Origin of the sequence: Acinetobacter vivianii, assembly GCF_014635885.1 — a bacterium.
In the GTDB taxonomy this organism is placed as follows: Bacteria; Pseudomonadota; Gammaproteobacteria; order Pseudomonadales; family Moraxellaceae; genus Acinetobacter; species Acinetobacter vivianii.
The window spans coordinates 68,486-92,561 of sequence record NZ_BMDR01000009.1; the positions used below are offsets into that span (position 1 = coordinate 68,486).

At 42.4% G+C, this 24,076-nt stretch carries 23 protein-coding genes; 10 read left to right on the forward strand and 13 right to left on the reverse strand.

From position 1 onward, the window contains the following. Nucleotides 1-451 precede the first annotated feature (451 nt). The gene (locus IEV36_RS16145) at nt 452-1,435 is read left to right on the forward strand and encodes an AraC family transcriptional regulator (protein ID WP_005256431.1); all 984 of its coding nucleotides are present in this window, start codon (nt 452-454) and stop codon (nt 1,433-1,435) included. Between the two features lie 59 nt (nt 1,436-1,494). On the opposite strand, the gene IEV36_RS16150 is transcribed toward IEV36_RS16145, so the two are convergent. From IEV36_RS16150 to IEV36_RS16170, 5 genes are all read right to left on the reverse strand, one after another. Continuing rightward, on the reverse strand, nt 1,495-2,829 hold the full coding sequence (locus IEV36_RS16150; protein ID WP_005256429.1) for an MFS transporter: 1,335 nt from the start codon (nt 2,827-2,829) through the stop codon (nt 1,495-1,497). A gap of 136 nt (nt 2,830-2,965) precedes the next feature. Continuing rightward, entirely contained in the window at nt 2,966-4,003 is a 1,038-nt protein-coding gene (antC, locus tag IEV36_RS16155; protein ID WP_155757679.1) for an anthranilate 1,2-dioxygenase electron transfer component AntC, read from the reverse strand. Between the two features lie 6 nt (nt 4,004-4,009). Next, entirely contained in the window at nt 4,010-4,501 is a 492-nt protein-coding gene (gene antB / locus IEV36_RS16160) for an anthranilate 1,2-dioxygenase small subunit (RefSeq protein WP_005256425.1), read from the reverse strand. Nucleotides 4,502-4,504: 3 nt separating this feature from the next. Continuing rightward, on the reverse strand, nt 4,505-5,920 hold the full coding sequence (gene antA / locus IEV36_RS16165) for an anthranilate 1,2-dioxygenase large subunit (protein WP_005256423.1): 1,416 nt from the start codon (nt 5,918-5,920) through the stop codon (nt 4,505-4,507). A gap of 254 nt (nt 5,921-6,174) precedes the next feature. Beyond that, nucleotides 6,175-6,672, reverse strand: coding sequence for a thioesterase family protein (locus tag IEV36_RS16170; RefSeq protein WP_004770998.1), 498 nt, complete (start codon nt 6,670-6,672; stop codon nt 6,175-6,177). A gap of 169 nt (nt 6,673-6,841) precedes the next feature. Here IEV36_RS16170 and hemB point away from each other — a divergent pair, with 169 nt between their 5' ends. Together hemB and thiO are read left to right on the forward strand one after the other, a co-directional pair. Continuing rightward, entirely contained in the window at nt 6,842-7,855 is a 1,014-nt protein-coding gene (gene hemB / locus IEV36_RS16175; protein ID WP_005256419.1) for a porphobilinogen synthase, read from the forward strand. Between the two features lie 306 nt (nt 7,856-8,161). Next, the gene (gene thiO, locus IEV36_RS16180) at nt 8,162-9,283 is read left to right on the forward strand and encodes a glycine oxidase ThiO (RefSeq protein ID WP_005256417.1); all 1,122 of its coding nucleotides are present in this window, start codon (nt 8,162-8,164) and stop codon (nt 9,281-9,283) included. Here the strand turns inward: thiO and IEV36_RS16185 are convergent. The 3 genes from IEV36_RS16185 to IEV36_RS16195 form a co-directional block, all read right to left on the reverse strand. Further along, entirely contained in the window at nt 9,269-10,174 is a 906-nt protein-coding gene (locus IEV36_RS16185; RefSeq protein WP_005256415.1) for a TIGR01777 family oxidoreductase, read from the reverse strand. The two genes, thiO and IEV36_RS16185, sit on opposite strands and share 15 nt — an antisense overlap. A gap of 85 nt (nt 10,175-10,259) precedes the next feature. Continuing rightward, entirely contained in the window at nt 10,260-10,706 is a 447-nt protein-coding gene (locus IEV36_RS16190; protein WP_004770993.1) for an ABZJ_00895 family protein, read from the reverse strand. Between the two features lie 286 nt (nt 10,707-10,992). Next, nucleotides 10,993-11,445 carry a GNAT family N-acetyltransferase gene (locus tag IEV36_RS16195; protein ID WP_005256413.1) on the reverse strand — a complete coding sequence of 151 codons (453 nt, stop codon included), beginning with the start codon at nt 11,443-11,445 and terminating at the stop codon, nt 10,993-10,995. Nucleotides 11,446-11,606: 161 nt separating this feature from the next. Here IEV36_RS16195 and IEV36_RS16200 point away from each other — a divergent pair, with 161 nt between their 5' ends. Then, entirely contained in the window at nt 11,607-11,984 is a 378-nt protein-coding gene (locus tag IEV36_RS16200; protein WP_005256411.1) for a VOC family protein, read from the forward strand. A 91-nt stretch (nt 11,985-12,075) separates the two neighbouring features. Here the strand turns inward: IEV36_RS16200 and IEV36_RS16205 are convergent, their stop codons facing one another. Further along, nucleotides 12,076-12,858, reverse strand: coding sequence for a crotonase/enoyl-CoA hydratase family protein (locus IEV36_RS16205; protein ID WP_005256410.1), 783 nt, complete (start codon nt 12,856-12,858; stop codon nt 12,076-12,078). A gap of 162 nt (nt 12,859-13,020) precedes the next feature. Here IEV36_RS16205 and IEV36_RS16210 point away from each other — a divergent pair, with 162 nt between their 5' ends. The 3 genes from IEV36_RS16210 to IEV36_RS16220 are packed head-to-tail and all read left to right on the forward strand — an operon-like array spanning nt 13,021 to nt 18,461. Then, nucleotides 13,021-14,271 carry an exonuclease SbcCD subunit D gene (locus tag IEV36_RS16210; protein ID WP_005256409.1) on the forward strand — a complete coding sequence of 417 codons (1,251 nt, stop codon included), beginning with the start codon at nt 13,021-13,023 and terminating at the stop codon, nt 14,269-14,271. A gap of 9 nt (nt 14,272-14,280) precedes the next feature. Further along, entirely contained in the window at nt 14,281-17,877 is a 3,597-nt protein-coding gene (locus IEV36_RS16215) for an AAA family ATPase (RefSeq protein WP_005256408.1), read from the forward strand. Next, nucleotides 17,877-18,461 (forward strand): hypothetical protein, encoded by a 585-nt coding sequence (locus IEV36_RS16220; RefSeq protein WP_005256407.1) that lies wholly within the window; start codon nt 17,877-17,879, stop codon nt 18,459-18,461. The genes IEV36_RS16215 and IEV36_RS16220 overlap by 1 nt, the downstream gene beginning before the upstream one ends. Here the strand turns inward: IEV36_RS16220 and IEV36_RS16225 are convergent. Then, nucleotides 18,458-19,150, reverse strand: a complete 693-nt coding sequence (locus IEV36_RS16225) for a YggS family pyridoxal phosphate-dependent enzyme (protein WP_005256406.1) — start codon at nt 19,148-19,150, stop codon at nt 18,458-18,460. The genes IEV36_RS16220 and IEV36_RS16225 overlap by 4 nt on opposite strands. Before the next feature lie 126 nt (nt 19,151-19,276). Between IEV36_RS16225 and IEV36_RS16230 the strand changes: the two genes are divergently transcribed. Continuing rightward, a complete protein-coding gene (locus IEV36_RS16230; RefSeq protein ID WP_004770978.1) occupies nt 19,277-20,314 on the forward strand; it encodes a type IV pilus twitching motility protein PilT in 1,038 nt (345 codons plus the stop codon). A gap of 24 nt (nt 20,315-20,338) precedes the next feature. Continuing rightward, nucleotides 20,339-21,457 carry a PilT/PilU family type 4a pilus ATPase gene (locus IEV36_RS16235; protein ID WP_004770977.1) on the forward strand — a complete coding sequence of 373 codons (1,119 nt, stop codon included), beginning with the start codon at nt 20,339-20,341 and terminating at the stop codon, nt 21,455-21,457. 96 nt (nt 21,458-21,553) lie between these two features. Here the strand turns inward: IEV36_RS16235 and fur are convergent, their stop codons facing one another. Beyond that, the gene (gene fur / locus IEV36_RS16240) at nt 21,554-21,991 is read right to left on the reverse strand and encodes a ferric iron uptake transcriptional regulator (protein ID WP_004770976.1); all 438 of its coding nucleotides are present in this window, start codon (nt 21,989-21,991) and stop codon (nt 21,554-21,556) included. A gap of 111 nt (nt 21,992-22,102) precedes the next feature. Between fur and IEV36_RS16245 the strand changes: the two genes are divergently transcribed. After that, complete coding sequence (locus IEV36_RS16245) at nt 22,103-22,501, forward strand: outer membrane protein assembly factor BamE (RefSeq protein WP_004770975.1); 399 nt, start codon at nt 22,103-22,105, stop codon at nt 22,499-22,501. Between the two features lie 56 nt (nt 22,502-22,557). Here IEV36_RS16245 and IEV36_RS16250 read toward each other — a convergent pair whose 3' ends face one another. Both IEV36_RS16250 and IEV36_RS16255 read right to left on the reverse strand, forming a co-directional pair. Beyond that, the gene (locus IEV36_RS16250; protein ID WP_005256404.1) at nt 22,558-22,878 is read right to left on the reverse strand and encodes an RnfH family protein; all 321 of its coding nucleotides are present in this window, start codon (nt 22,876-22,878) and stop codon (nt 22,558-22,560) included. After that, entirely contained in the window at nt 22,878-23,960 is a 1,083-nt protein-coding gene (locus IEV36_RS16255; protein ID WP_005256401.1) for a hypothetical protein, read from the reverse strand. The genes IEV36_RS16250 and IEV36_RS16255 overlap by 1 nt, the downstream gene beginning before the upstream one ends. Between the last annotated feature and the right edge of the window lie 116 nt (nt 23,961-24,076).

A 24,076-nucleotide genomic window follows, 5' to 3' on the forward strand; every position in this document is an offset into this window, starting at 1 on the left:
GATTTTTAACTTTTGGTTTAATCAGCCGATCAGTTTAATTTTGAAAACTTAACTGAATGTTAAAAACCAAAGCGCAAAAAATAGGAGCAAAAATTATTTCGCATTTTACCGATAAAAAATCATATGGCGAGATTAAAAAAAATAACTGATGCGTTCAATTCTTATAAATTGATATTTTATGAATGATTTAAAACTTAAAGTTTGGCTATTTAGCCATTGCACAAATCAATACCTACGCTCGAGACCTGCATTTAACATACCTATAAAGCATAAAGATATATTCCCTATGGGCTTGTATATTTGCTTGAGTTTGCTCTAATGAAACAAGCTGGAACAGCATTTCTATTCAATTGCACTTCCAGAGAGCTAAGAATAAATACGCTCATTTATGGATCAAAATGGCATTTTTCTTGCTGCTAAAACAATAAGCACTTCGCTAGGTGAAAGGACTATGACATCACTCAGCCAAAACATGGATCTTATCCATCATTCGCATCAAGCCGATTTTGCACAAAATGTAATGTCGATGATTTGTGGCGAACATCGTCTGGATACCTTGTGTCGGGAGACACTCGACTTTCATTATGACGGCATGCGACTTCCTCATAAAAAAATGGCGATCGGGACTATTAGTTATGGTGCCAATGTTGCGATCAACATTTCCAATCTAAAAGCTTATAGCATTAGTCTGCCGTTTCATGGCAAGCAAACACTGAGCATTCGTGGTGCCAAATATCAATCCGATGCGAATACTGGGCTCATCGTTTCCAATCAGGATTTACAGGACTTAGTCATTAATCAGGATTGTCAAAAATTTCAGGTCGTGATTCCCGAAAAAAGTCTGCATCTGGTGCTATCAGAGCTGCTCAATCAACCACTTGAACAGGCGCTGGTCTTTAACCCTGAAATCTCGCTCAGCATGACTGGGCTGATGAAAGCTTGGTGGAATAACATTGAAAACTTTTTACAACTCAAATCACATTATGCAGAATTTTCTGGTTTGTCGATGTTTTCTGAAGACTATGAAAATTTTGTGATTAAAGCCCTGCTACTGTCTCAGGAAAATAATTATTCTGCGGCACTGTATGAACGCAGCAATCAGATGGAGCCCGCATATATCCGAAAAGTGAAGAATTTTATTGTGCAACACGCACAGGAATCCTTCGATGCCGAGAGTTTACAGCGCTTGGCAGGTGTCTCTAAATCCAAACTGTATGAAGAGTTTCAGCAATATTATGGACTCAGTCCAATGGCCTATTTACGTAAATATCGGTTGCAGCAAATCTATAAAATATTGAGTCATGCAAGTAAACAGCAAAAAATTTCCATTTCCAAACTCGCTTATGATTGGGGCTTTAATCACCTCAGCCGTTTTGCGCAAGAATACAAAGAGGAATTTGGCGAAAAACCGAGTGAAACCCGAAATAAAATCTAGTGCGATGTATTCATAAAATCAAAGCCCAGTGACAGAAAGCACTGGGCTTTTTTAACGTCTTAACTGGTGCTTAAGACAGGATTGGCTTTATTGTTTTGACGCATCGCTTTTAAACTTAACGCAATAAAGGCAATAAACGTCGGTAAGGCTAAGAGGTAGAAAATACCACCGAGGCTGATTTCATAGGTAAAGATATACGAACCGAAAAATGCCCCAAAAATTGCGCCAACTCGTCCAATCCCATGCATCCATGACACGCCGACTGCACGACACTGCGATGGATAAAATAAAGCAGCCAAAGGTAACAGTGACGATTGAGCGCCCGTCAACAAAGCACCAATCAGGAAAATGCTGATTCCGAGCAACAAAATACTTGAGCTGACGAAACCCGCAACGATAAACAGCATAAATGCCATTAAATATGCATATTTGATCACGATGGTTGGATTCAGCTTATCCATATACCAGCCCATAATCACAGCGCCGACCACTCCACCAAATGGGAAAATAGAAGCAATCAAGCTAAATTGCTGCGTACTGAAACCAGCGGTTTTTAAAATCGTAGGCATCCAGCTGGTGAGTAGATAAAACACTAACAGGCTCATGAAACAGCACAGCCATAGCATCACCGATCCCCAGAGATATTTCGTTAGTACAGTTTTGACTGGACTATCGGTATGATTGACATCAACTTGAGCTAACTCAATTTTGACCGTGTCAGCAAAAGCATGACCTTGAACTTTTTCCAGAATGCTTTGAGCTTTATTTTGCTGATCTTTTTTAATCAGATACGGTACAGATTCTGGCAATTTCAAGATTAAAGCGACCACTAAAAATAAAGGAATAATCCCACCTAGAATTACCACTTTGGCCCAACCTAAATTTTCCAGTAAATAGGCCGACAACACCCCACCACAAGAAATGCCCAACATAAAGCCACAACCAGCCAGTCCCGTGAGGAAAGCTTTGCGTTTTGCAGGCATATATTCTGAAACGATAGTACTGATATTTGGCATGGCAGCGCCTAATCCAACGCCTGTGATGAAGCGGTAAATCATCAGGTCTTGTGTAGAAGAAGCAAAACCACACAGGATGGTAAATATAGAAAATAATAAAGTCGTGGACACAATCACGCCTTTACGTCCAAATTTATCCGCCAACGGCCCAGAAATAATTGCACCAATCGACATCCCCACCAGTGCCGCGCTCAGCACTGGCGCCAATTCAGGTTTACTAATCCCCCAGTCATCCAGCAAGGCAGGCGCAATAAAACCGATAATTCCAGTATCCAAACCATCACAGAAAAACACCAGAAAGCCCAAGGCAAACACCAGCCATTGCAAGGGTGACAGCCGCTCCCGATTGATCACATGATTCACATCAATTGTCTTCATTTTTATTCCCTTAAAAGTCGATGTTTCAACGTATGCTCACGTTGAGATTTTTAATTTTTCAAACTGCTGATTTATCTTAATCAGGGGGATTTCCTCTCCCCCCTGTTTTGCATCAATCGTCTGGCAACGCAGCCGATCAATGACCAGCCGTATTACTCTGTAAAAACTTTTCGCTATACAAACGATAGTTGTCTAAGGCTTGTCCATCCAGCCAGCCTTTAACAGCCTCGATCATCGGTGGCGGGCCGCATAGATATATGTCAAACGGCTGTTCTGCCAGTTGCTCCTGATCCAGATGCTCATGGATATAACCGGTTTTGCCTGCCCAAGTCTCCGAAGCTTGTGTGACAATAGGTTGATAATTGAAATTTGGTAAACGTTCTGCATAGCCTTGCAAACGGGATTGTTCACATAAGTCGGTTTCCTGATTGACCCCGTAATACAGCTGAATGGCGGGTGCATTTGCCTGTTCCGCAATATTGTCCAGCATGCCTAAAAAAGCCGACAGCCCTGTTCCACCCGCAATAAACACCAGCGGTCGCGCAACCTCACGTAAATAGAAACTACCCAAAGGTGCTTCCATCAAAATGGTTTGACCCACTTGGCAACGTTCACGTAAATAATTGCTCATCACGCCATCGGGTAATAAGCGGATTAAAAACTGCAATTGATTGGTCTGATTCGGACGATTGGCAAAAGAATAAGAACGCCAGTCATCCGTCTCGGGAATCTGCAACCGCGCATATTGGCCGGGTAAAAACTCAAGTTGCTTGGCAGATGCACTGGCATCAACATGCAAAATCGCGGTTGTCTCGGACACCAGTTCAACCTGAGTCACTTTCGTCGCAATTTTCTGTGTTTCGCCAGCGTTACAGATTTCAGAATTGTGATCGAAATAGAATGCCGCATTGGATTTGACCCGCGTTTGGCAAGCCAGTATCTTGCGCTCTACCAGATCACGTTCACTTAACGCATCTTCATCCACATATTCCTGTTCATAAATGCCAGTTTCACATTGTCCCTGACAGGTTCCGCACACGCCTTCACGGCAATCCAAGGGTAAATTGATGCCCTGACGAATCGCAGCATTAAGTAACAGTTCATCTTCATGTACCGAAATAAAGAAGGTTTTTCCATCGGCAAAATTAAGCGCAACTGAATGTCCCATCATGATGCTCCCTTAAACATGATAAAAATCCAAGACCGAATCAATTTTGTCATTCAGCAAAATCGTGTGCTGACGGCGAATACGGAATCCTTCAGCGGTTGGTCTTAACAGATAAGTGGCATGGCCATAGAAACAACCTTCCAGCCCTTGACGGTTATATAAGGTACTCCAACCGACTCTGGCTTCGATCAAACCATCTGGCAGGCTTTTGACCTGTACATTTTGAATACTGTGCTGAGTGCGTGGTAATGGTGTCGCCGATGCCGCTTTCCCTGTACGGATACGGAATACGCGGTCTTCTAAACCCGAACGGTCTGCATAATAGATATAAGACAGTCCCTGATTCGGATCTTCGACATACTGATGATCATCAATCCATTGCGGAATGTGATATTCACTATCTTCATCATACAGTTCCAGATAGGCATCCCAGTCATAACGGTCACATAGCTCTGATTTCTGATAAAGGAATTGTGAAACAGCAAAATGTAGTTCAGCAGTCATGACTTATACCTCTTCCGTTGCTGTATCAAGTTGATAAGTAATATCCTGCATTTTTAAAGCTTTGCGATTTAAACCATCCAGCATTAAACGTTGCCAATGACCATGCTGATTGACATATAAACCTTCATGCGTCAGTTCACGCCCCGTAATCACAGGTCGGATTCCAAGATCTTGTGCATTTGGGGTCATGTCATAACACCAGTTATGATGACCGCGAGAGATATCACTCCAGCGTTCCAGACGCGCTTGGAAACCTTTTTGCTGTTCACGGAACTCCACCAAATCATCTGGCGTACCTAATCCAGAGACATTGAAAAAGTCTTCAAACTGGCGAATACGGTTACGACGCGCTTCGGTTAACTCCCCTTTTACAGCGAGACACTGGCTAATCACTTCTGTTTTATTCCATGCCACTGGACGCACAATGCGCAGCTGTGAACTGATCTGATCCATAAAGAATAAACTTGGATAGAGATTCAAATTTCTTAGGCGATGCATGGCCCATTCCGCACGCTTGGCACCATATTTTTCCAGCAGATAAGGCATGACGGTGTCATAACCAGGACGGACCGCAGGATTTGGCATATCGCTGAATAAAACGCTGTGACCATTTTTAAAACTGAACCAGCCATCATCGGTTTGGTTATCACCTGCGCCTAATTTGCTGTAATCCAGAGTATCCATATCATCACCTTTGGCTGCATTGACTTGCTGACGGTGTTGCACGGTCGAGACATAGTTATAATGCACGGTACTGACGTGATAGCCATCCAGTCCATTTTCATTTTGCAGCTTCCAGTTTCCTGCAAAGGTATAGGCCGACTTGCCTTGTAGAACTTCTAACTCGCCAGTCGGTGACTGCTCTACCATTAAATCCAGAAAGACTTTGGCATCTCCCAAGAAGTCTTCAAGGCTATCCGTTGCCTGTGTATCTAGACTCACAAAAACAAAACCACGATAACTGGCAATACGTCCTTGCTTGAGGCCACGACTGGACTTATCAAAATCTTCACAATATTCAGCAGGCGCTTTGACTTTGACCAGACGACCATCTGATTTATAGCACCACGCATGGAACGGACAGGTAAAAGTGGATTGATTGCCTTTGGCAACGCGCGTCAAGGTCGCACCACGATGCTCACAGGCATTGATCATGGCATGCAGTTGGCCTTGACCATCACGGCTAATGATTAACGGTTGGCGTCCAATCTGAACCGTCAGGAAATCATGATTGTTAGGAATTTCACTTTCGTGGCAGGCATAAATCCAGACTTTTTCAAAAATGAATTCCATTTCCAAATCGAAAAGTTCAGCTTCAGTGAACATATCACGTGCGATACGAAATACCCCATCCTTAGGGCGAAAGTCGAGACAGCCTGTAATAAAATCCTGCCATTCGGCAATATTACGTGTCGTCATTTTTATGTCCTCCAATCAATAAAAACCTTTTCTTGATTGAAGCGTGATTTAGTTCTTGGCTCTATCCGCTTTTTCCAGATCTCTATCCAGTTTGTGAATAATTTTGGATCAGCTCGCCATGACATGTTTCACGGGAGGACAGCAGGATTGACTCGTATAAAAATAGAATTGAAAGGAATAAAAGATGGACTTGGAAATGAAAGCCGCCTCTCACACTTTGCATGAGAGGTGCTCGATATTTTTATTTTAAGAAATTAATAGGCATAAGACGCGATTGCAGTCGCAATGGGTTTGTCTTCATCATTCACCATGGTCATGCGCATGGTGCATCCTTTACGACCTAAACGTAAGGTTTCGGCACGCGCAATAAAATATTTACCACGCCCTGGCGCCAGATAATCGACACGCATATCTACCGTGGCTAAGCGTGATACTTTTTTGATAGTATCAGGCAAATCTTCTGGTGAGGCACGGCGATAAAGCTGCTCCATGGCCGCCACACCACCAATACTGTCTAGAATCGTGGCAGCCACACCACCATGTAAAATCTGAAATGCCAGATTCCCGACCAGTTCTGGCTGCATCTCCACATAGGCTTCAATTTGATCATCGACTACTCGCATGACCATGCCACTGTATTTAAAAAATGGACAGGCATTAAATGCTTTACATAACTGTTTCAAGACCACTTGGTGATCTGCCTTTGCACCTAACTGAATATTGCCAGTCCAGTTTTTCTTTACATCATTCATACGCGGCCTACACTCAATGGAAAGAATAACTTTCCATTATTTTGCACAAATCTAAAAATATGGGGCTACAATAGCGGGGTTCGTAATTGAGCGAAGTCGCCAAGCTCTCCCTCGCGTGACTTAATACCTCAATTATTCCCCTAGTGTAATACTGAACATCGAGATTGTTATGACTTATACGTTCAATCGTCCAGCTTTTCCTGCGACTCGCATGCGCCGTATCCGTAAAAATGACCAACTTCGTGCCATGGTCAGCGAAACACATTTAACGGCAGATCACTTGATTTATCCAGTGTTTGTATTACCAGGACAACAACAAACTCAAGACATTCCAAGCATGCCAAATGTGCAGCGTTTGTCAGCTGATTTACTACTTAAAAAAGCAGAAACCCTGCTTGAACTCGGTGTATCCAAACTTGCTTTATTCCCTGTAACACCACAAGAAGATAAAAGTTTAACAGCGGAAGCCGCTTGGGACGAAAATGGTTTAGTTCAAACGACTTGCCGTCTACTCAAAAAAGAATTACCAGAAATGGTGCTAATTACCGATGGCGCTCTTGACCCTTATACCACACATGGTCAAGACGGCATTATTGATGACACAGGTTATGTGTTAAATGATGAAACTGTCGAATGCCTAGTGAAACAGGCATTGAGTCATGCTGCAGCAGGTGCCGATGTAATTGCACCCAGTGACATGATGGATGGCCGTATCGGTGCGATCCGCCAAGCGCTTGAGCAAAATGATTTTATCTACACCAATATCATGGCGTACTCAGCAAAATATGCTTCTAGTTTCTACGGTCCTTTCCGTGATGCTGTCGGCTCTGCCAGCAACCTGAAAGGCGGCAATAAATACAATTACCAAATGGATATTGGCAACCGTGCCGAAGCACTTCATGAAATTGCACTTGATCTACAAGAAGGTGCAGATATGGTGATTGTTAAACCAGGCATGCCTTATCTGGATGTGGTGCGTGAAGTAAAAGATACTTTTGGCGTGCCAACTTTCCTCTATCAGGTGAGTGGTGAATATGCCATGCTTGCAGGTGCGATTCAGAATGGCTGGTTATCTGAGAGCGTGATTCTGGAATCTTTGATGTGCTGCCGTCGTGCAGGCGCTGATGGGATCTGGACGTATTTTGCTGAAGATGCAGCACGTAAATTAAAAGAGATGAGATAATTTCTTTTAATCTAGAATGTTCTTAAATTTGATACGCGGAAACGTCATCTGCAACCTGCGCAGTACTAAAAAGATATAAGATATTGGTCTTATAGCTGAATATATAAAGCTGAAACAATTGAACAGGTTTTGCAGATGACAATGCCTTTGCTTACTTTGGGCAAAACCAAAGTAAGTCCAGCTGAAGGCTAAGCCTAAAATAGATTGAGAACTCGGCAAGACTCTGCCGTGTATTTATTCTTATTAATTTAGATCAAATTTGGGTGCTCAACAAAATTAAGCAAATAAAACTGGTTTAACTTTATCATGCATATTGCCATCATTGGTGCGGGTATTAGCGGCTTAATGTCAGCATTGGAACTAGCTGAACAAGGCTGCTCTGTCGATATTTTTGACCAACAACAAGCAGGTCAAGCTGCCTCATGGGCAGGTGGCGGTATTCTCTCCCCAATGTATCCATGGCGTTATGCACCCGAAGTCAATCAACTGGCGCAATACGGAAAATCGCTCTATCAGACATGGAATGAGAAGCTCCTCCCCATCACTGGCATTGATTTTCAGATCCACGATACAGGCATGCTGATCTTTGATCAGGAAGATTTCGAAGTTGGCTTGAATTATGCCACCCAATATCAGGAACCAATGCAGCAATGTGAGTTGCTCAATCGCTCCAAACTTGAACAGATTAATCCTTATATTTCCCAACAATTCCAACAAGCAATCTATTTCCCACACCTGTCCAATGTTCGGAATCCACGCCTGTTACAATCGTTAATTTGCTATTTAAAACAACATCCCGCTGTTCGTTTCTTTGAGCATTGCCCTGTTGAAAAGTTAATTATTCAGAATAAGAAAGTGCTCGGAATTGAAATCGAAGATGGGCAAAAATTTACTGCGGATCATGTAGTCATCACTTCTGGTGCATGGAGTCAGCAATGGGCCGAGCAACTACAACGCCATATTCCTGTGCAGCCCGTACAAGGGCAAATGCTATTATTTAAAACCCCTGAAAACTGGTTACCGACCATGTGTATGAATCGGGTGATGTACCTGATTCCACGCCAAGATGGTCACATTGTTTGTGGTTCTAGTATGGCCGAAACTGGCTTTAGTACAGCAGTTGATGAGCAAACCCAGCAAGATATTTTAACGGCATGTCTGGAAATGGTGCCTGAGCTACAACACTTCCCGATTGTGAAACGTTGGGCAGGCCTACGCCCAAGTTCTCCACAAGGCATTCCTTATATTGGTGCCATGCCTGAACTGGAAAATCTTTGGGCCAATTTTGGACATTTCCGTAATGGCTTATGTATGGGTTCTGGCTCGGCCCGACTGTTGCGCCAACTTATGTTAGGACAAGAGACGATTGTCGATCCTCAAGCGTATTCACCGCTGCGCCTAAAGCAACAGAATTTAATGTCTTGCTAGAATTTCGGTCAAAGCTCCATTCAAATCTGGATATTGAAATTGGAAACCCTGTTCGAGCAAAGCCTGAGGAATCACATATTGACCATTTAAAATCAATTGCGATTGTTCGCCCAATATCAATTCGAAGATACATTTTGGAGCCGTCATAAAAGGTTTGCGCTTTAAAATATGAGAGGCTATTTGAGCAAATCGTTGTTGATTGATTTGATCAGGCGCAACAAGGTTATATACCTGTTGAGGATGAGTAGATTGCAACAAGAAAAGGATGGCATTCAATACATCTTGAATATGAATCCACACTACCGGTTGCTGTCCTGAACCAATTTTTGCCACAGTATTCAAGCGAATTGGTAACAGCATCTGCGGCAAAATCCCACCCTGTCCAAAAACCACAGCTAAACGAATAATCTTGGTATTTTGTTGGCTAAACTTTAAAGCCGTTTGCTCCCACACTTGGCAAAGCTCAGACATAAAAATGGATTGCGGCGCTGTATTTTCATCACAAATCAGCTGCCATTGCTGTTGAGGATCAATACCGTAATAGCCAATCGCAGAACCTGAGATAATACACTTCGGAAAAATTTTCTTACGTTGCAGCCATTGATACAGTTGCTCGGTTACCGCAACACGGCTGTGTATTAATTGCTGCTTACGCTTTTCAGTCCAGCGTTTTGCACCAATATTTTCACCAGCCAGATTAATCACATAATCAATCTGTTGTGTTTCAATTTGATCCAGATCATTCACCCACCGCAACGCAGAATGCTGAGCAACCCGATTTGGCTGTCGGGTTAATGCAATGATCTGATAGTTTCGCTCTAACAGGAAGGGCAACAAATGCGAACCAATAAAACCACTTGCGCCTGTGATTAAAACCGTCTGCTTTTGCATCTTACCCTCATCCCGCATGATTTTGATTCGTTCTATATTTAAGTCTTAGCAGAATAAAACTGAATAACAAGTAAACTTTCTTTAATTAGTGAAACATCTTATTGGCCATTCTTTGTGCTTGCGGCCCATAGAACCAGTACGTAATTAAAAATAACGGCAAGGCAATCACCAACCACATGGCTAAAACGGCAAGTAAAAATTGTGGCTGTTTTAAATAGAGTAAGAAATTCTGCCAGATTTCAGGATCTTTACGCGCAAAAATATACAGCCCCAGTAATAAACCACATGCGTTGTAGCCCCAGAAGATCAGACTAAAACCGATACTTAAGCGTTTCTTCTCTTGCTGCGTCGGCGCACGGCGTTGTTGCTTGAGAAATTTAAACAAAACAAAAATGATGGCAATGAGATAAGGAATTGCGGTGAGCACACCGCCCAGACTATTTGGTAAAATCGCAGCCAACACGCCTGCGATTAAAGTCGAGGCCAAACAAATAATAAAAAACCAGAGATAATACAAACGCAATGAAATCATAAAGATAAACCTAATTAGACTGGCTTTAAGAAATAATTATAAATTTTTTTCACTTTTTTTTCATTTTTATGTCAACCAATCCTCAACCAGCAGCGTTATATAGGGTACAAGGTCGCAGCAACCGATTGGACATTGCACGGCATCCGCAATGTTTTCGGTGACCTTTCATTATGACTCTCCATCTTTAACAATGGTTGTGTTAGCAGCCAGAACCATTGAAAAAGATTTTGACCGACGATTTATCATCACTCGAATCGTCGGTTTTTATTTGCCTAAAATTTGTGTTTTAAAGCGTATCTGCAACATACATTTTGATCGGCTCACCTTCATCATCTTGAACCGTGGTTAAAAATGTCCAGCCACACTTTTCATAGAAATCATTTAGCTCTGTCACCAGATACAACTTTTCAAATCCCGCCCTTTTCATATCTGTTCGAGCGAAATCTAACAACTTTTTGGCAATATTTTGCTTGCGATAAGCCTCTTCAACAAATAAAGCACATAAGTTTGGCGCAAGGTCTTTGCGGTTATGGAAATCGTTTTCGATTATCCCTGCTCCTGCAATAATTTGCTGCTCGTCATTTAGAATCACATACCATTGCGGAACACCATCCTGCTGTTCAATCGACATCTGAATGCTGTCACGGTACGCTTCAACAGGAATACCCCATTGATTGGCAAACCAATTTGCCGCTTGATCTAACCATTCAGGATGATCAGCTAACTTCATTATATTCATCAATGTTTAATCAATCTCCGCTATTCGAGTTAAATTCATAAAATTTACTTGAGTGCTCAATCCAGATCGGACAAGTTTACTCATTTACATAAAGCTTCAGCACGCTCATGCCAGTTCTATTTAGAATAAGTTAAGCACAATAAAGATAAAGGAATCGAATCATGAACGCAGTCACTTATTTTGAAATTCAGTCATCCAATCCACAACGTGACGTCCATTTTTACCAGTCTGCATTTGGCTGGAATTTCGAAAAAGTGGAAGGTCTCCCGATTGAATATTATCGCATTGAAACAGTGGGAATTCACGGCGGCTTACTACAACGCCCAGTGGCGATTCCACCAACAGGATGCGGAACCAATGCATTTACCTGTACCATTGAAGTTGAAAATTTTGATGAAACGGCGGCTAAAATTCTCAGTCTAGGTGGCATTGTAGCGATGGATAAATTCGCGATCCCAAATCGCTGCTGGCAAGGCTATTTTCTTGATCCTGACCATAATACCTTTGGTATTTGCGAGATAGATGAAAATGCCCAGTAGCGGGTTTTAGGTATTTAAAGAAAGCTTCTCAGTATTCCAAATAACTGAATAAAAATATTTGCTGAAAATGACCCCATATTTCTTTTGTCAGTTATTGCCCTTTAAACTGTGGTGGACGTTTTTCTAACATGGCACGAACGCCCTCTTGTGCATCTTGCGATTCAAACAGCGGCATCAAATAACTGTTCATTTTCTCAAATGCTGCTGTCTGTCCTTGCGTTACCGCATCGGTTGCAGAGGCCAATAAAGCCCGTACTGCAAGCGGTGCTGAAATACAGATGTCTTTGGCAATTTCGATAGCACGCTGCAACTGTTGCCCATTTTCTACAATTTCGGAAATCAGGTTTAATTGATCTGCCGTTTTAGCATCAAAAGTTTTGCCTGTTAATAAATATGGCATGGCTTTTTGCCATCCCGCAGCTTGCACAAAACGTACCGTTGCCCCGCCAAATGGCATGATGCCACGTAATACTTCAAGCTGACCAAACACTGTATTTTCACTGGCAATCACCACATCAGCATTCAGCATTAATTCGACTCCAGCGGTATAACAAATTCCCTGCACCGCCACCACAACAGGTTTGCTTCGATGTCGGCCTGCTGTTCCCCACGGGTTAATTTGTTCTTCAGCAAAGTTAAAAATGCCTTCGGATATTTTCGGTTGTAGCTCAACCAGATCCAAGCCCGCTGTAAAATGGTCACCATGTGCAAAAATCACAGCACAACGGAGTTCTGGATCATTTTCATATTCCGTCAATGCCAGCGACAAATCCTGAATCATATGGCTATCAAAGGCATTCCGTTTATCGGCGCGGTCTAGGCCAATCAACATGATCTGATCCCTAATTTCGCGGCTTACTTTACCTAAGCTCATTGATATGTCCTCATTTTTAAATCATGACTTTATCTTCAAACTAGAGGAACGTTTAAAAATGATCAAGCGGTATCATGTACTGCTTTTCTGCTGAGTAAGATTCTCCTTTCCGCTTAAATACGTGCTACCTTATTCTGGTTCAATTCATTTTTAGATTCATTTATGACTGTGCGTTTTTTTCATACTTCTGACTGGCATTTGGGGCAATTCTTTTATAATCATTCCCGCCATTATGAACATGAACAATTTCTGGCATGGTTACTTGAGCAAATCAAGCAAAAACAACCGCATGCCTTGCTGATTGCGGGTGATATTTTTGATGTCATCAATCCGAGCTCGCAGGCACAAAAACAGCTCTACCAGTTCCTTGCCGATGCGCATGAATTTGCACCGCATATGCAAACCCTCATGATCGCAGGCAATCACGATTCGGGCTATCGAATTGAACAGGTTGAGCCATTATTGGCGAAATATAATGCCAAAACGGTTGGTGTAATTCGCTGGAATGAAGATAAAACACTAGATCTGGAACGCTTAATTTTGCCGATTTATGATGAGCAAAAACAGATTGTCGCGTGGTGTATTGCCCTACCTTTCTTGCGTTCAGCCGAAATCACAGGCTTTAATGAACACACCACCAATAGCCAAAATGCGATTGCTTATCTACACCAACAATTAATCGAAGAAGCCAAGCGTCGCAAATCTGATGATCAGGCCTTGATTCTGATGTCACATGCACATATGCAAGGTGGAGAAACTTCGGACTCAGAACGACCGATTATTATTGGCAATGAAGAAGCACTTTCCACCAGCCTGTTTGATGACAGTATTGATTATGTGGCACTTGGACATCTGCATAAACCGCAAAAGGTACAGCATCCCCATATTCGTTATAGTGGCTCTCCGATTCCACTGTCATTTAGTGAAATCAACTATAAGCACCAAGTGGTCGAAGTCACCGTTGATTCAACCCAACCAGAAAATAAGCTGGATTTTGAAGCATTGGCAATTCCGCGAAGTATTCAACTGCATAAAATTAAAGATGAACTCACAGCAGTCATGCAGCAGCTTAAAAATCTACCCAGTGGCCCCATCGAAAATATTGACCATCGTGAATATGTCGATATTGAATATCATACGGCGATTCCCCCACAGCCAAATTTACGCCAACAATTCGAAGATGCCTTGCCGAAGGATCGCTACCGTCTGGTGCGTATTTCCAGACAATATTTATTGAATGAAAGTAATGCTGAAAACAAGCAAAGCATTAGCCTAGAGCCACCCACACCAGAAAAATTATTCCAGCAGATCTGGGAGAAAAAGGGCTATCACGCCGATGATGAAGTCACCAAAGATTTCTTAAGTCTGGTGAATGAAGCACAGAAAAAACTTGAAGATGATCAAAGTTCTTAAGGATTTGCCATGAAAATTTTATCGATTCGACTAAAAAATCTGGCATCTCTTGCGGGTGAGCACTTTATTGATTTTGAGTGCGATCCTTTAGCCAATGCAGGCTTGATCGCGATTGTCGGAAAAACAGGTGCAGGTAAATCCACCATTTTAGATGCCATGTGTCTGGCACTCTTTAATAAAATTCCCCGTCTCAAAGAAAGTGACGGCAAGCTTTTGGACGTAGATGGTTCGGAGCTGCTGACCAACTCTCCCCTGACCGTTTTACGTCGCGGTACAGGACATGGTTTTGCTGAACTGTGTTTTGTGGCACAAGATCAGAAACATTATCAGGCGCGTTGGGAAATTAAGCGTGCCCGTGAAAATGCCAGTGGCAAATTGCAAAGTGTACAACGCTCGCTTAAATGCCTGACGGATGGCGTGGTGGTTGCAGACAAAACCAAAGCCGTCGAAAGCCATATCCAGCAAATTACCCAACTCAGTTTTGAACAATTCACCCGTGCCGTTTTACTGGCACAATCGGAAGTTACCGCATTTTTAAAGGCGCGTGATACTGAACGAGGCGAATTGCTAGAATACCTGACCAACTCCAGTATCTTTGCCAAAATTGGGCAACTGGCGTTTGAAAAAACCCGCGAAATGACCAACCAGCGCAAACAGCTGGAAAATGTTTTAGGTCATATTGAAATTCGTTCCGATGAGGAAGTTGCTGCCTTACAAACTCAATTTCAACAGACACAACAACAAGTCCAGCAGCTTGAAACCGAACGGACTCAACTCAAGCAACAACAGCAGTGGTTTGAGCAACAACAAAAGCTTGAAAGTGAAATTATCTTCAAACAACAGCAGCATGAAACGCAACTCAATGCCCATACTGCCCTCGCAACAGATCGCCAGTTGCTTGAACAATTGGAAATCTTTTCCGAGATTCGTCCTGTTGTGTTTCAACAGCAGCAAATCCAAAAAACACTGCAACAACTTGAGCCACAGCTTCAACAAAAACAGCAACAGTTTAGTCGCTTAACCACAGAATTTGAGCAGGAAAAAATCCGCTATACGCAAGCGGAAACGGCGCTGCAACAGTTTCAAAATTTTGAGCTGCAACATCAAGATAAGTTGAGTCAGGTGCGTAAATACGTTCAGGAACGTGACTATATTGCCGAAGATTATAAAAAAACCAAAAGCAGACTGACGCTTATCGAAACCCAGCAACAACCTTTGCTACAACAGCAACAACAGCTTGAGCAGAGCCTCCAGAATATAGGTACACAACAGACATCCTGCCTTGAGCAATTACAGCAAAGTGCCCACTTCTCAGCTTTAGATAAGGGCCTGCATGCTCATGTACAACAATTAGAGCAGTTTATTCAGCATTATCAAAAAGTTGAAAATACGCTGGGGAATATTCAACAGGCTCAAAGCAAACTTGAGCAAGATAAAAGCCAACTTGAGCAATTGATCACGCAGTTCGGTACAACACAGCAGATTGATCGCACCCTTGAGCAGAAACAGGCACAGAAAGAGCAAGTGTTGACTCAGCTGAATCAACTGGATGTGATTCAACAAAAACTACAGCATCATTTTCAATTAAAAAATGAAGTCTCAGAGCTGCAACACACACTAAATACGATACAAGTTCAGTATCAACAGCTCGAGCAAAATACTCAAAAAGCAGAAAGTGAATTTCAGGCAGCAAAAACCGAGCGGGAAAAATTACAGCTTATCCTGCAACAGCAACGCTTACTCCATGCCGAGAATATTGAACATTTACGTGCTGAACTGAAACAAGGTGAAGCTTGTCTGGTCTGTGGCAGTACTGAACATCCCTATCGTGAGGATGAAAGTCCAGTTTCGAAAGCCCTATATGCATTACAGCAACAGCAGGAACAACAGGCGCTACAACAAGAGCAACAATCCTTCCAGCTTTGGCAGAATACACAGCAACAATTTACCCAACTTCAATCTGAGCAAAAACAGCGCCAAGCAGTCTTGCAACAAACTCAGGAAAAATTAAACGCTCAACAACAAGAGTTACAGCAATATCTGGCTCAAAGTCATATTCAACTCGATTTCAATTTAGCTCAACACGAGCTTGAGGCATCGTTAAAGCACTTAAGCGCTCAATCTACACAAACAAAACAACAGGTTGATCAGGAATTACAACAGCTCAATCAGGCCAGTAAACAGCAGTTTAATTTAAATCAGTCTATCCAGAACACGGCCTACCAACTGGAAACTGTACAGCAGTTACAGCGACAGATTCAGCATATTGTGGATTGTCTGGATTCAGATGAGAAAACACTTTGGCTGGAACAACCGCTTCGCCAGTCACAACAGATTGTGCAGCGTTTAAAACAACGCCTGCAACAGCTTGATCATGCGGATGGACTCAGCAAACAACAACAGCACAACACACAACAACTCAATTTATTAATATCAAATCTGAATAGTTTAAGCACGCAACATACTGAGCTAAATCAGCAATTGCAGGAAATTGCGAAAAAGGGTCAACAAAATAGTGAGGCTGCCAATCAACTCATTCTGGCAATGGCTGGTTCAACTGAATTGAAAGCCAATGAATGGTTGCATCAACATGACCAACAACGCCAGCAAGTGCAGCATCAATATCAGCAAGTAAAACAGAATTTTGAACAGGCACGACAAAACTTTGAGCAACACAAGAATGAACTAGAGCAGCTCAAAGCACAGCATCAGCATAACCAACGATCATTCACACAATGCACAACAGAAATCGGTGCATGGTTGAAGCAGCATGTGCATTTTAAAGAACAGCAACTCAGTCAGTTGCTAGCCATTTCTTCAACGCAGGAACAGCAGATTCGCTTAACGTTACAAAATGCAGATCGTGTCTTGAGTGAAGCAGCCTATGCGCTTAAAACCGCGCAGCAGCTATCCAATGAGCATCAGCAGCAACAGCCTGAGATTCAACATCAACAGCTGACCGAATTGATTCAGCTAAATCAGGAAAAACTACAACAGCAACTTGAACAACGCGATCAATATAAAGTTCAACTCGAATTACATCAGCAAAACCTTGCCAAGCAAAAACAGTTTGCCGACCAAATCCAGCAAATTCAGCAACAGGAACATCGCTGGAATAAGATTTCGAGCTTGATTGGTGATTCTAAAGGCAAAGATTTCCGTGATTTAGCGCAGCAATACAATCTGGATATTTTGCTGGAATATGCCAATCAGCAATTGGCGATGTTATCGCAACGTTATACATTAAAGCGCTTGGAAAACTCACTCAGTCTGGCAATTATCGACCATGATATGGATGGTGAAACCCGTTCGGTTGCCTCTCTCTCTGGTGGAGAATCATTCCTTACCGCCCTTGCGATTTCATTAGCGATTGCCAATATGGCTTCTGGTTCGATGAAAATCGAATCACTGTTTATTGATGAAGGTTTTGGGACGCTGGATGCCTCATCCTTGCACATGGTGATGAATGCGCTGGATCAGTTGCAAAGCCAAGGTCGTAAAGTAATCTTAATTTCGCATATTCAGGAAATGCATGAACGGATTCCTGTACAGATTCAGGTACAACCTGTTGGATCAGGTTCGAGTCGGATTGAAGTAGTGGGCTAATGAACATTCAATTGCTTCATACAGAACTATTAAAGCACGGTATCCAGTTTGACACTGGCTTAACAGAAACTGAAATAGAAGCAATAGAGCAGCTTTTTAGATTTCACTTTCCTTCTGATTTGAAGCTATTTTTAAAGTACGGACTTCCTGTTTCAGAAAATGAATGGAAATTTCCTCGCTGGAGAGAAGCACTTCATAGCGATAAAGCGAAAAATATGTTGATAGCGCAGCTCAACGGGCCTCATGAAGGCATTCTCTTTGATATTAAAAATGGCTTTTGGTTAGATCAATGGGGTGCCGCACCAGAGGAAATCTCAGACCGTCTGGTAATATTTGAGGAGCAGTTTAAAGCTTATCCGAAAATGATCCCTGTTTACTCTCATCGTTATATTCCGAGTACCCCCCTTGAAAAGGGAAATCCCATATTTTCAATCATGCAAACCGATATTATTTATTATGGAACAGACCTGATCAATTACTTTTGTAATGAATTCAAACTAAATAAAACACTGTTTGATCAACCGCAAGCCACTCCAAAACCGATTCAATTCTGGAGTCATCTTGTTGAATTAAATAATTATTAAGACTTTGCTGAATAATCCCTTGCACCAAACAATGCGGTCCCCACTCTAACCATCGTAGAACCCGCTGCAATCGCAGCGTCCAGATCAGCCGACATCCCCATACTTAAAGTATCCCAATCTTGCGGCTGTGCATGTTGCGATTTCACCTGATCAAATAGTGCTTTGGCATCTGCAAATGCAGCATGATTTTCAGGCGCTGGAATGACCATCAAACCACGTAAACGGATATGTGGAAGCTGGCTGATGTCCTGAACCAGTTCAGCCACTTCTTCTGGCTGGCAACCATCTTTTGAATCTTGTCCATCAATATTCACTTGTAGACAAATATTTAACGGCGCTTGCGATTCCAAACGTTGGCCAGATAAACGCTCGGCAATAATCAAACGGTCAACCCCGTGTACCCAATCAAATTTCTCAGCTAGATGCTTGGTTTTATTACGTTGCACATGACCAATAAAATGCCACTCAATCTCCAGCTCTTTGAGTTCTTCAATTTTTTCCAGCGCTTCCTGTAAATAATTTTCACCAAAACAGCGCTGCCCCACTGCGTACATTTCACGCAGGCTTGAAGCAGGATGGGTCTTTGAAACGGCTAACAATTGCACAGTCGCAGGATCACGTTGAACACGCTGACAGGCTTGTTCTATTTGATTTAAAACAGTTTGGCGGGATTGTTGCGATTGATTCATTGACACAGTTCTCATTTACGAAATGTTTTTTTGCTTTCCCATTCTTTAAGGTGTTGGTAAGCCTGAATGAAAGCCTTATATTATTCTACAAAATAATGAGACTTTTGAGTTTGTTTCGGGGAAATTATGGATATTACAGAATTACTCGCCTTTTCGGTTAAAAACGGTGCATCAGATTTACACCTTTCAGCGGGTATGCCTCCGATGATTCGTGTAGATGGTGAAGTACGTCGTATCAATTTACCAGCACTTGAACATAAAGATGTACACCGTTTAGTGTACGACATTATGAATGATAAACAACGTCGTGATTTTGAAGAAGATCTAGAAACTGACTTTTCATTTGAAGTACCGAATATTGCCCGTTTCCGTGTCAATGCATTTAACCAGAACCGTGGTGCTGGAGCGGTATTCCGTACCATTCCATCGAAAGTGTTGACCATGGAAGATTTGGGACTCGGTACAATTTTCAAGGAAATTTGTGATTATCCTCGTGGGATTGTGCTTGTCACAGGCCCAACAGGTTCGGGTAAATCGACAACGCTTGCAGCAATGATCGACTATATTAATGAAAACCGTTATGACCATATTTTAACGGTAGAAGATCCTATCGAATTTGTACATCAATCGAAAAAATGTCTGATCAACCAGCGTGAAGTACACCGTGATACGCATGGCTTTAATGCCGCACTTCGTTCTGCCCTCCGCGAAGACCCTGACATTATTCTGGTCGGTGAGATGCGTGACCTTGAAACCATTCGCTTGGCATTGACCGCGGCAGAAACAGGTCACTTAGTGTTTGGTACGCTGCATACGACTTCTGCCGCAAAAACCATTGACCGTGTGATCGACGTCTTCCCTGCTGAAGAAAAAGACATGGTTCGTGCCATGTTGTCTGAATCTTTACAAGCAGTCATTTCACAAACGCTATTAAAGAAAAATGGCGGTGGTCGTGTGGCTGCACATGAAATCATGATCGGGATTCCAGCAATCCGTAACCTTGTGCGTGAAAATAAAGTCGCACAAATGTACTCTGCTATTCAAACTGGCGCCAACTACGGCATGACCACTTTGGATCAAAGTTTAAAAACATTGGTGTCTAAAGGTTTAATTAGCCCACAAACGGCTCGTACAGTGGCGAAACAGCCTGAGTCATTCCTATAAAAATAAAGGGATTAGAGAAATATCATGGACTTTAATGATTTACTCAATTTGATGATTCAACAGAATGCCTCGGACTTATTTGTCACAGCAGACGTTGAGCCTTCAATGAAAATTAACGGGCAGATTGTGCCTGTTTCAAAAACCAAGCTGTCAGGGGAAATTGTAGGTCAGCTGGTACAGTCCATTATGACGGACAAACAGCGTAAAGAATTTGCAGATACACGCGAATGCAACTTCGCAATCATGAATCGTGAAAAGACGGCACGTTTCCGTGTCAGTGCTTTTCAGCAACGTGATATGCCGGGCATGGTGTTGCGTAAAATCGAAACCCATATTCCAACCATGGATGACCTGAAACTGCCTGAAGTTCTGAAAGAACTGGCGATGACCAAACGCGGTATCATCATTTTTGTAGGGGCAACAGGTACAGGTAAGTCGACTTCCCTCGCTTCAATGATTGGTTTCCGCAACCAGAATTCTAAAGGTCATATCATTACCATTGAAGATCCGATCGAATTTGTGCATCAGCATGCAGGTTGCATTGTGACACAGCGTGAAGTGGGCATTGATACCGATTCATTTGAAGTGGCATTGAAAAATACGCTACGTCAGGCACCAGATGTGATCCTGATTGGTGAGATTCGCTCTCGTGAAACTATGGACTATGCGATTGCCTTCGCAGAAACTGGTCACTTGGTACTCGCGACCCTGCACGCCAACAATGCCAACCAAGCCTTAGACCGTATTATTCACTTCTTTGAAGCTGATCGTCATAGCCAGCTGTATATGGACTTGTCGTTGAACTTAAAAGCATTGGTGGCACAACAATTAATTCCAACGCCTGACGGCAATTCGCGTCGTGCTGCGATTGAAATTCTGATTAACACCCCGCTTCTGGCCGACTATATCCGTAAAGGTGAAATTCATGAGATTAAAGATCTGATGAAACGTTCACGCGAGCTAGGCATGCAGACCTTCGATCAGGCTTTATTTGACCTTTATAAAGCAGGTCAGATTACTTATAAGGATGCATTGAAGCATGCAGACTCACCAAACGATCTACGTCTCACCATCAAACTTTCAGAAGAAGGCGCAGACCAGTTATTGAGTGCCAGCCGCAACATTACCTTTGATGGTCAATAATTCAAACTAAGCCATTAAAAAAAGGGAAGGTTTTTGTAACCTTCCCTTTTTATTTGTTCAATTTTCGTGAACTTTAAATTTTTAACTCAACTCAGCTTATTTTTTACGATAAGCCTCTTGGCATTCTGCATCACTGCAATAACCGTAAAGGTTTAAAGAATGGCCAGTTAAAGCAAATTGATGTTTATCAGCAACAGCGTGTTGTTCTTGCTCGATAATATCATTAGTAAATTCAACAACTTTGTTACAGTTCAAGCAAACGAGGTGATCATGATGATCTTCTTGCATGATTTCGAAAACAGAATGGTTGTTTTCAAAATGGTGACGCTGAATGATACCGGCAGCTTCGAATTGTGTTAACACACGGTAAACCGTTGCTAGACCCACATCTTCACCCTGCTCAAGCAAAGTTTTATAAATATCTTCAGCACTTAAATGATGTTGTTTTGAATTTTCTAATAATTCCAAAATCTTAATACGAGGAAGGGTAACTTTAAGTCCAGCTTTGCGTAAGTCTTGATTGGAAATCGGCATAAAAAAAGGTCTCTCAACAAATCTTAAGTTGGAATAGGCAATAGAGTTTAGATGCAGTATGATCTATCCTTGAACCAAATGCATCATCATTTATCAGGATAGTGTAGCAAAATGCAAAAAATCATGCTGGCGTTGTTCGTCACTTCAGTACTTAGCGGTTGTTCAGTCTTTGGTGTTTATAAAGTCGATATTCCACAGGGAACACCATTAACCAAAGCACAAGCATCTCAAGTACAAGTGGGCATGAGCTTTCAGCAAGTCCGTTTCTTGCTTGGTAGTCCAACGGTTACAGATCCTTTGAATCCGTTACGTTGGGACTATATCTATAACTACATCCCGGGAACTTATGCCAAAAAAGCAAAAATACCTGCGGCACATGGCCAGCATTTGAAAATTTATTTTGATGCGAATGGTAATGTTGAACGTCTGGAAGGCTTAGATACGATTCCAGAATCACAACCTGGTTTACCGGCATCAAAAGAAGCGATTTTGACTGCGCCCCCACTATAACGGCTTTGCAGTAAAAAGAAACCCCTCATCGAGATAATCGTGAGGGGTTTTCTTTATTAGCTTGATGGTCTAAAACGATTACCTTTAATAAATCGCCCAACAGGATTCTTTTCAGCCCGTTTACGGCGGATATCTTTGGGATTGATGGTCAAAGGCCGATAAATCTCAACACGATCACCAGCTTGTAGCAAAGTCTCTGCTTCAATCTTGTTGCCAAAAATCCCCAAGTGTAAAACTTCTGGCAGGCTCACCTGCTCGGCTAAGCCACTGGCATCAATTGCCTGCTGAGCCGTCATTCCCTCACTGAATGCAACAGTAAGATGAAATTGCTGTTCAGGCGTTGTATAAGCCACCCAAACTTGTTTTGCCTGTTCCATTAGATCACTTGCCCAACAACCGCAATAATTGCGACCACAATTGAAAGCGGTAAGATGATACGGATCGCAATACGCCAGATGTTATAGAACAATTCATTGCTAAAACCCATCGCTTTACGTAGATGACTGATCTTCATGATCCAGCCAGCAAACAATGCATAGACTAGGCAAATGATGAGACCCCATAACATCAACAAGGTATTAAAAATTTGCTCAACTTGTGGCACTGCCCATACCGCAACCGCCACAAGCAAAATTGCCCATTGAACCACAACTGCCAGCTGGCGCTGCGCCAATTGCTCTTTTGCAAACTGGATTAATAAGGCAGCCGACATCAGTGCAGCAAAACCCCATGCTAAAGCAGGAAGCTGAGCCTGAACAGAGAAGAAGCCAAATGCAATCACGGCAAGAAGCTGAGCAATCCAAATCGGTAAAACTGAAGTGGTTGCAGCTTCCTGCTTTTTCACCACAGCTAGGCTACTCTGCCAATATAAACCCAAACCTAAACCACTTGCGACCAAGGCAAGTACTGTCGCATTGCCCCACTCGCTAAACTCCACACCTGTCCAGTGCCATGCCTGTAACTGAGTCCCCATCACATTGGCAAGGATAAACGCAGCAACGACACCGATGGTTGTCAAAGCAATGAGGAATTGACGAGGGATAAAAGAAAGTGCAAATGCAACAACAGCAAGAATCGCGAATAGAATCTGGCTCGAAATATTTAATGCCAGTTGTTCATTCACCACATGGCTTGCAGTATTTAATACACTACCAGCAAAAAACGGGACGAAAACAACTGCTAACCAACCGACAACACGCCATCTTGGTGAAGCATCAGCATCACGTGTAAGGCTTGAAAGTGCTTGTAATGCGGTCGTTTGCGAACGCTTTGCTAAAGCGATTTCAAGATAACCGATTGGCAGTGCCAATAAAATCATGGTGCCTAACCACAGCAACCAGAAATCGAACTGACGATCAATCTGGATACCTACAGTTGGTGCCAATGTGGTAATCATGACAAAAGATAGGCAAAACGCCATCACTGGGGCAAACCAGCGTGACAGAGTTGTGTCCTGCATAATGCATTCCTTGAAAAATCTTTGAACTCATTGCGCTTTATGGTGTTTGCAATGAAATATTCAATCTATTTTGCCTTTCTCACGCTTGAAAATCAAAACAAAAGATATCGAAAGAA

Bases quoted from the DNA above. Each gene is read 5' to 3' on its own strand.
- IEV36_RS16170 (WP_004770998.1), bottom strand. From the start codon at position 6,672: ATGAATGATGTAAAGAAAAACTGGACTGGCAATATTCAGTTAGGTGCA.
- IEV36_RS16230 (WP_004770978.1), top strand. From the start codon at position 19,277: ATGGATATTACAGAATTACTCGCCTTTTCGGTTAAAAACGGTGCATCA.
- IEV36_RS16205 (WP_005256410.1), bottom strand. From the start codon at position 12,858: ATGAGCTTAGGTAAAGTAAGCCGCGAAATTAGGGATCAGATCATGTTG.
- thiO (WP_005256417.1), top strand. From the start codon at position 8,162: ATGCATATTGCCATCATTGGTGCGGGTATTAGCGGCTTAATGTCAGCA.
- IEV36_RS16245 (WP_004770975.1), top strand. From the start codon at position 22,103: ATGCAAAAAATCATGCTGGCGTTGTTCGTCACTTCAGTACTTAGCGGT.
- IEV36_RS16225 (WP_005256406.1), bottom strand. From the start codon at position 19,150: ATGAATCAATCGCAACAATCCCGCCAAACTGTTTTAAATCAAATAGAA.
- IEV36_RS16215 (WP_005256408.1), top strand. From the start codon at position 14,281: ATGAAAATTTTATCGATTCGACTAAAAAATCTGGCATCTCTTGCGGGT.
- antA (WP_005256423.1), bottom strand. From the start codon at position 5,920: ATGACGACACGTAATATTGCCGAATGGCAGGATTTTATTACAGGCTGT.
- IEV36_RS16150 (WP_005256429.1), bottom strand. From the start codon at position 2,829: ATGAAGACAATTGATGTGAATCATGTGATCAATCGGGAGCGGCTGTCA.
- IEV36_RS16185 (WP_005256415.1), bottom strand. From the start codon at position 10,174: ATGCAAAAGCAGACGGTTTTAATCACAGGCGCAAGTGGTTTTATTGGT.
- IEV36_RS16195 (WP_005256413.1), bottom strand. From the start codon at position 11,445: ATGAATATAATGAAGTTAGCTGATCATCCTGAATGGTTAGATCAAGCG.
- antB (WP_005256425.1), bottom strand. From the start codon at position 4,501: ATGACTGCTGAACTACATTTTGCTGTTTCACAATTCCTTTATCAGAAA.
- IEV36_RS16220 (WP_005256407.1), top strand. From the start codon at position 17,877: ATGAACATTCAATTGCTTCATACAGAACTATTAAAGCACGGTATCCAG.
- fur (WP_004770976.1), bottom strand. From the start codon at position 21,991: ATGCCGATTTCCAATCAAGACTTACGCAAAGCTGGACTTAAAGTTACC.
- IEV36_RS16250 (WP_005256404.1), bottom strand. From the start codon at position 22,878: ATGGAACAGGCAAAACAAGTTTGGGTGGCTTATACAACGCCTGAACAG.
- IEV36_RS16145 (WP_005256431.1), top strand. From the start codon at position 452: ATGACATCACTCAGCCAAAACATGGATCTTATCCATCATTCGCATCAA.
- IEV36_RS16190 (WP_004770993.1), bottom strand. From the start codon at position 10,706: ATGATTTCATTGCGTTTGTATTATCTCTGGTTTTTTATTATTTGTTTG.
- IEV36_RS16235 (WP_004770977.1), top strand. From the start codon at position 20,339: ATGGACTTTAATGATTTACTCAATTTGATGATTCAACAGAATGCCTCG.
- hemB (WP_005256419.1), top strand. From the start codon at position 6,842: ATGACTTATACGTTCAATCGTCCAGCTTTTCCTGCGACTCGCATGCGC.
- IEV36_RS16255 (WP_005256401.1), bottom strand. From the start codon at position 23,960: ATGCAGGACACAACTCTGTCACGCTGGTTTGCCCCAGTGATGGCGTTT.
- IEV36_RS16200 (WP_005256411.1), top strand. From the start codon at position 11,607: ATGAACGCAGTCACTTATTTTGAAATTCAGTCATCCAATCCACAACGT.
- IEV36_RS16210 (WP_005256409.1), top strand. From the start codon at position 13,021: ATGACTGTGCGTTTTTTTCATACTTCTGACTGGCATTTGGGGCAATTC.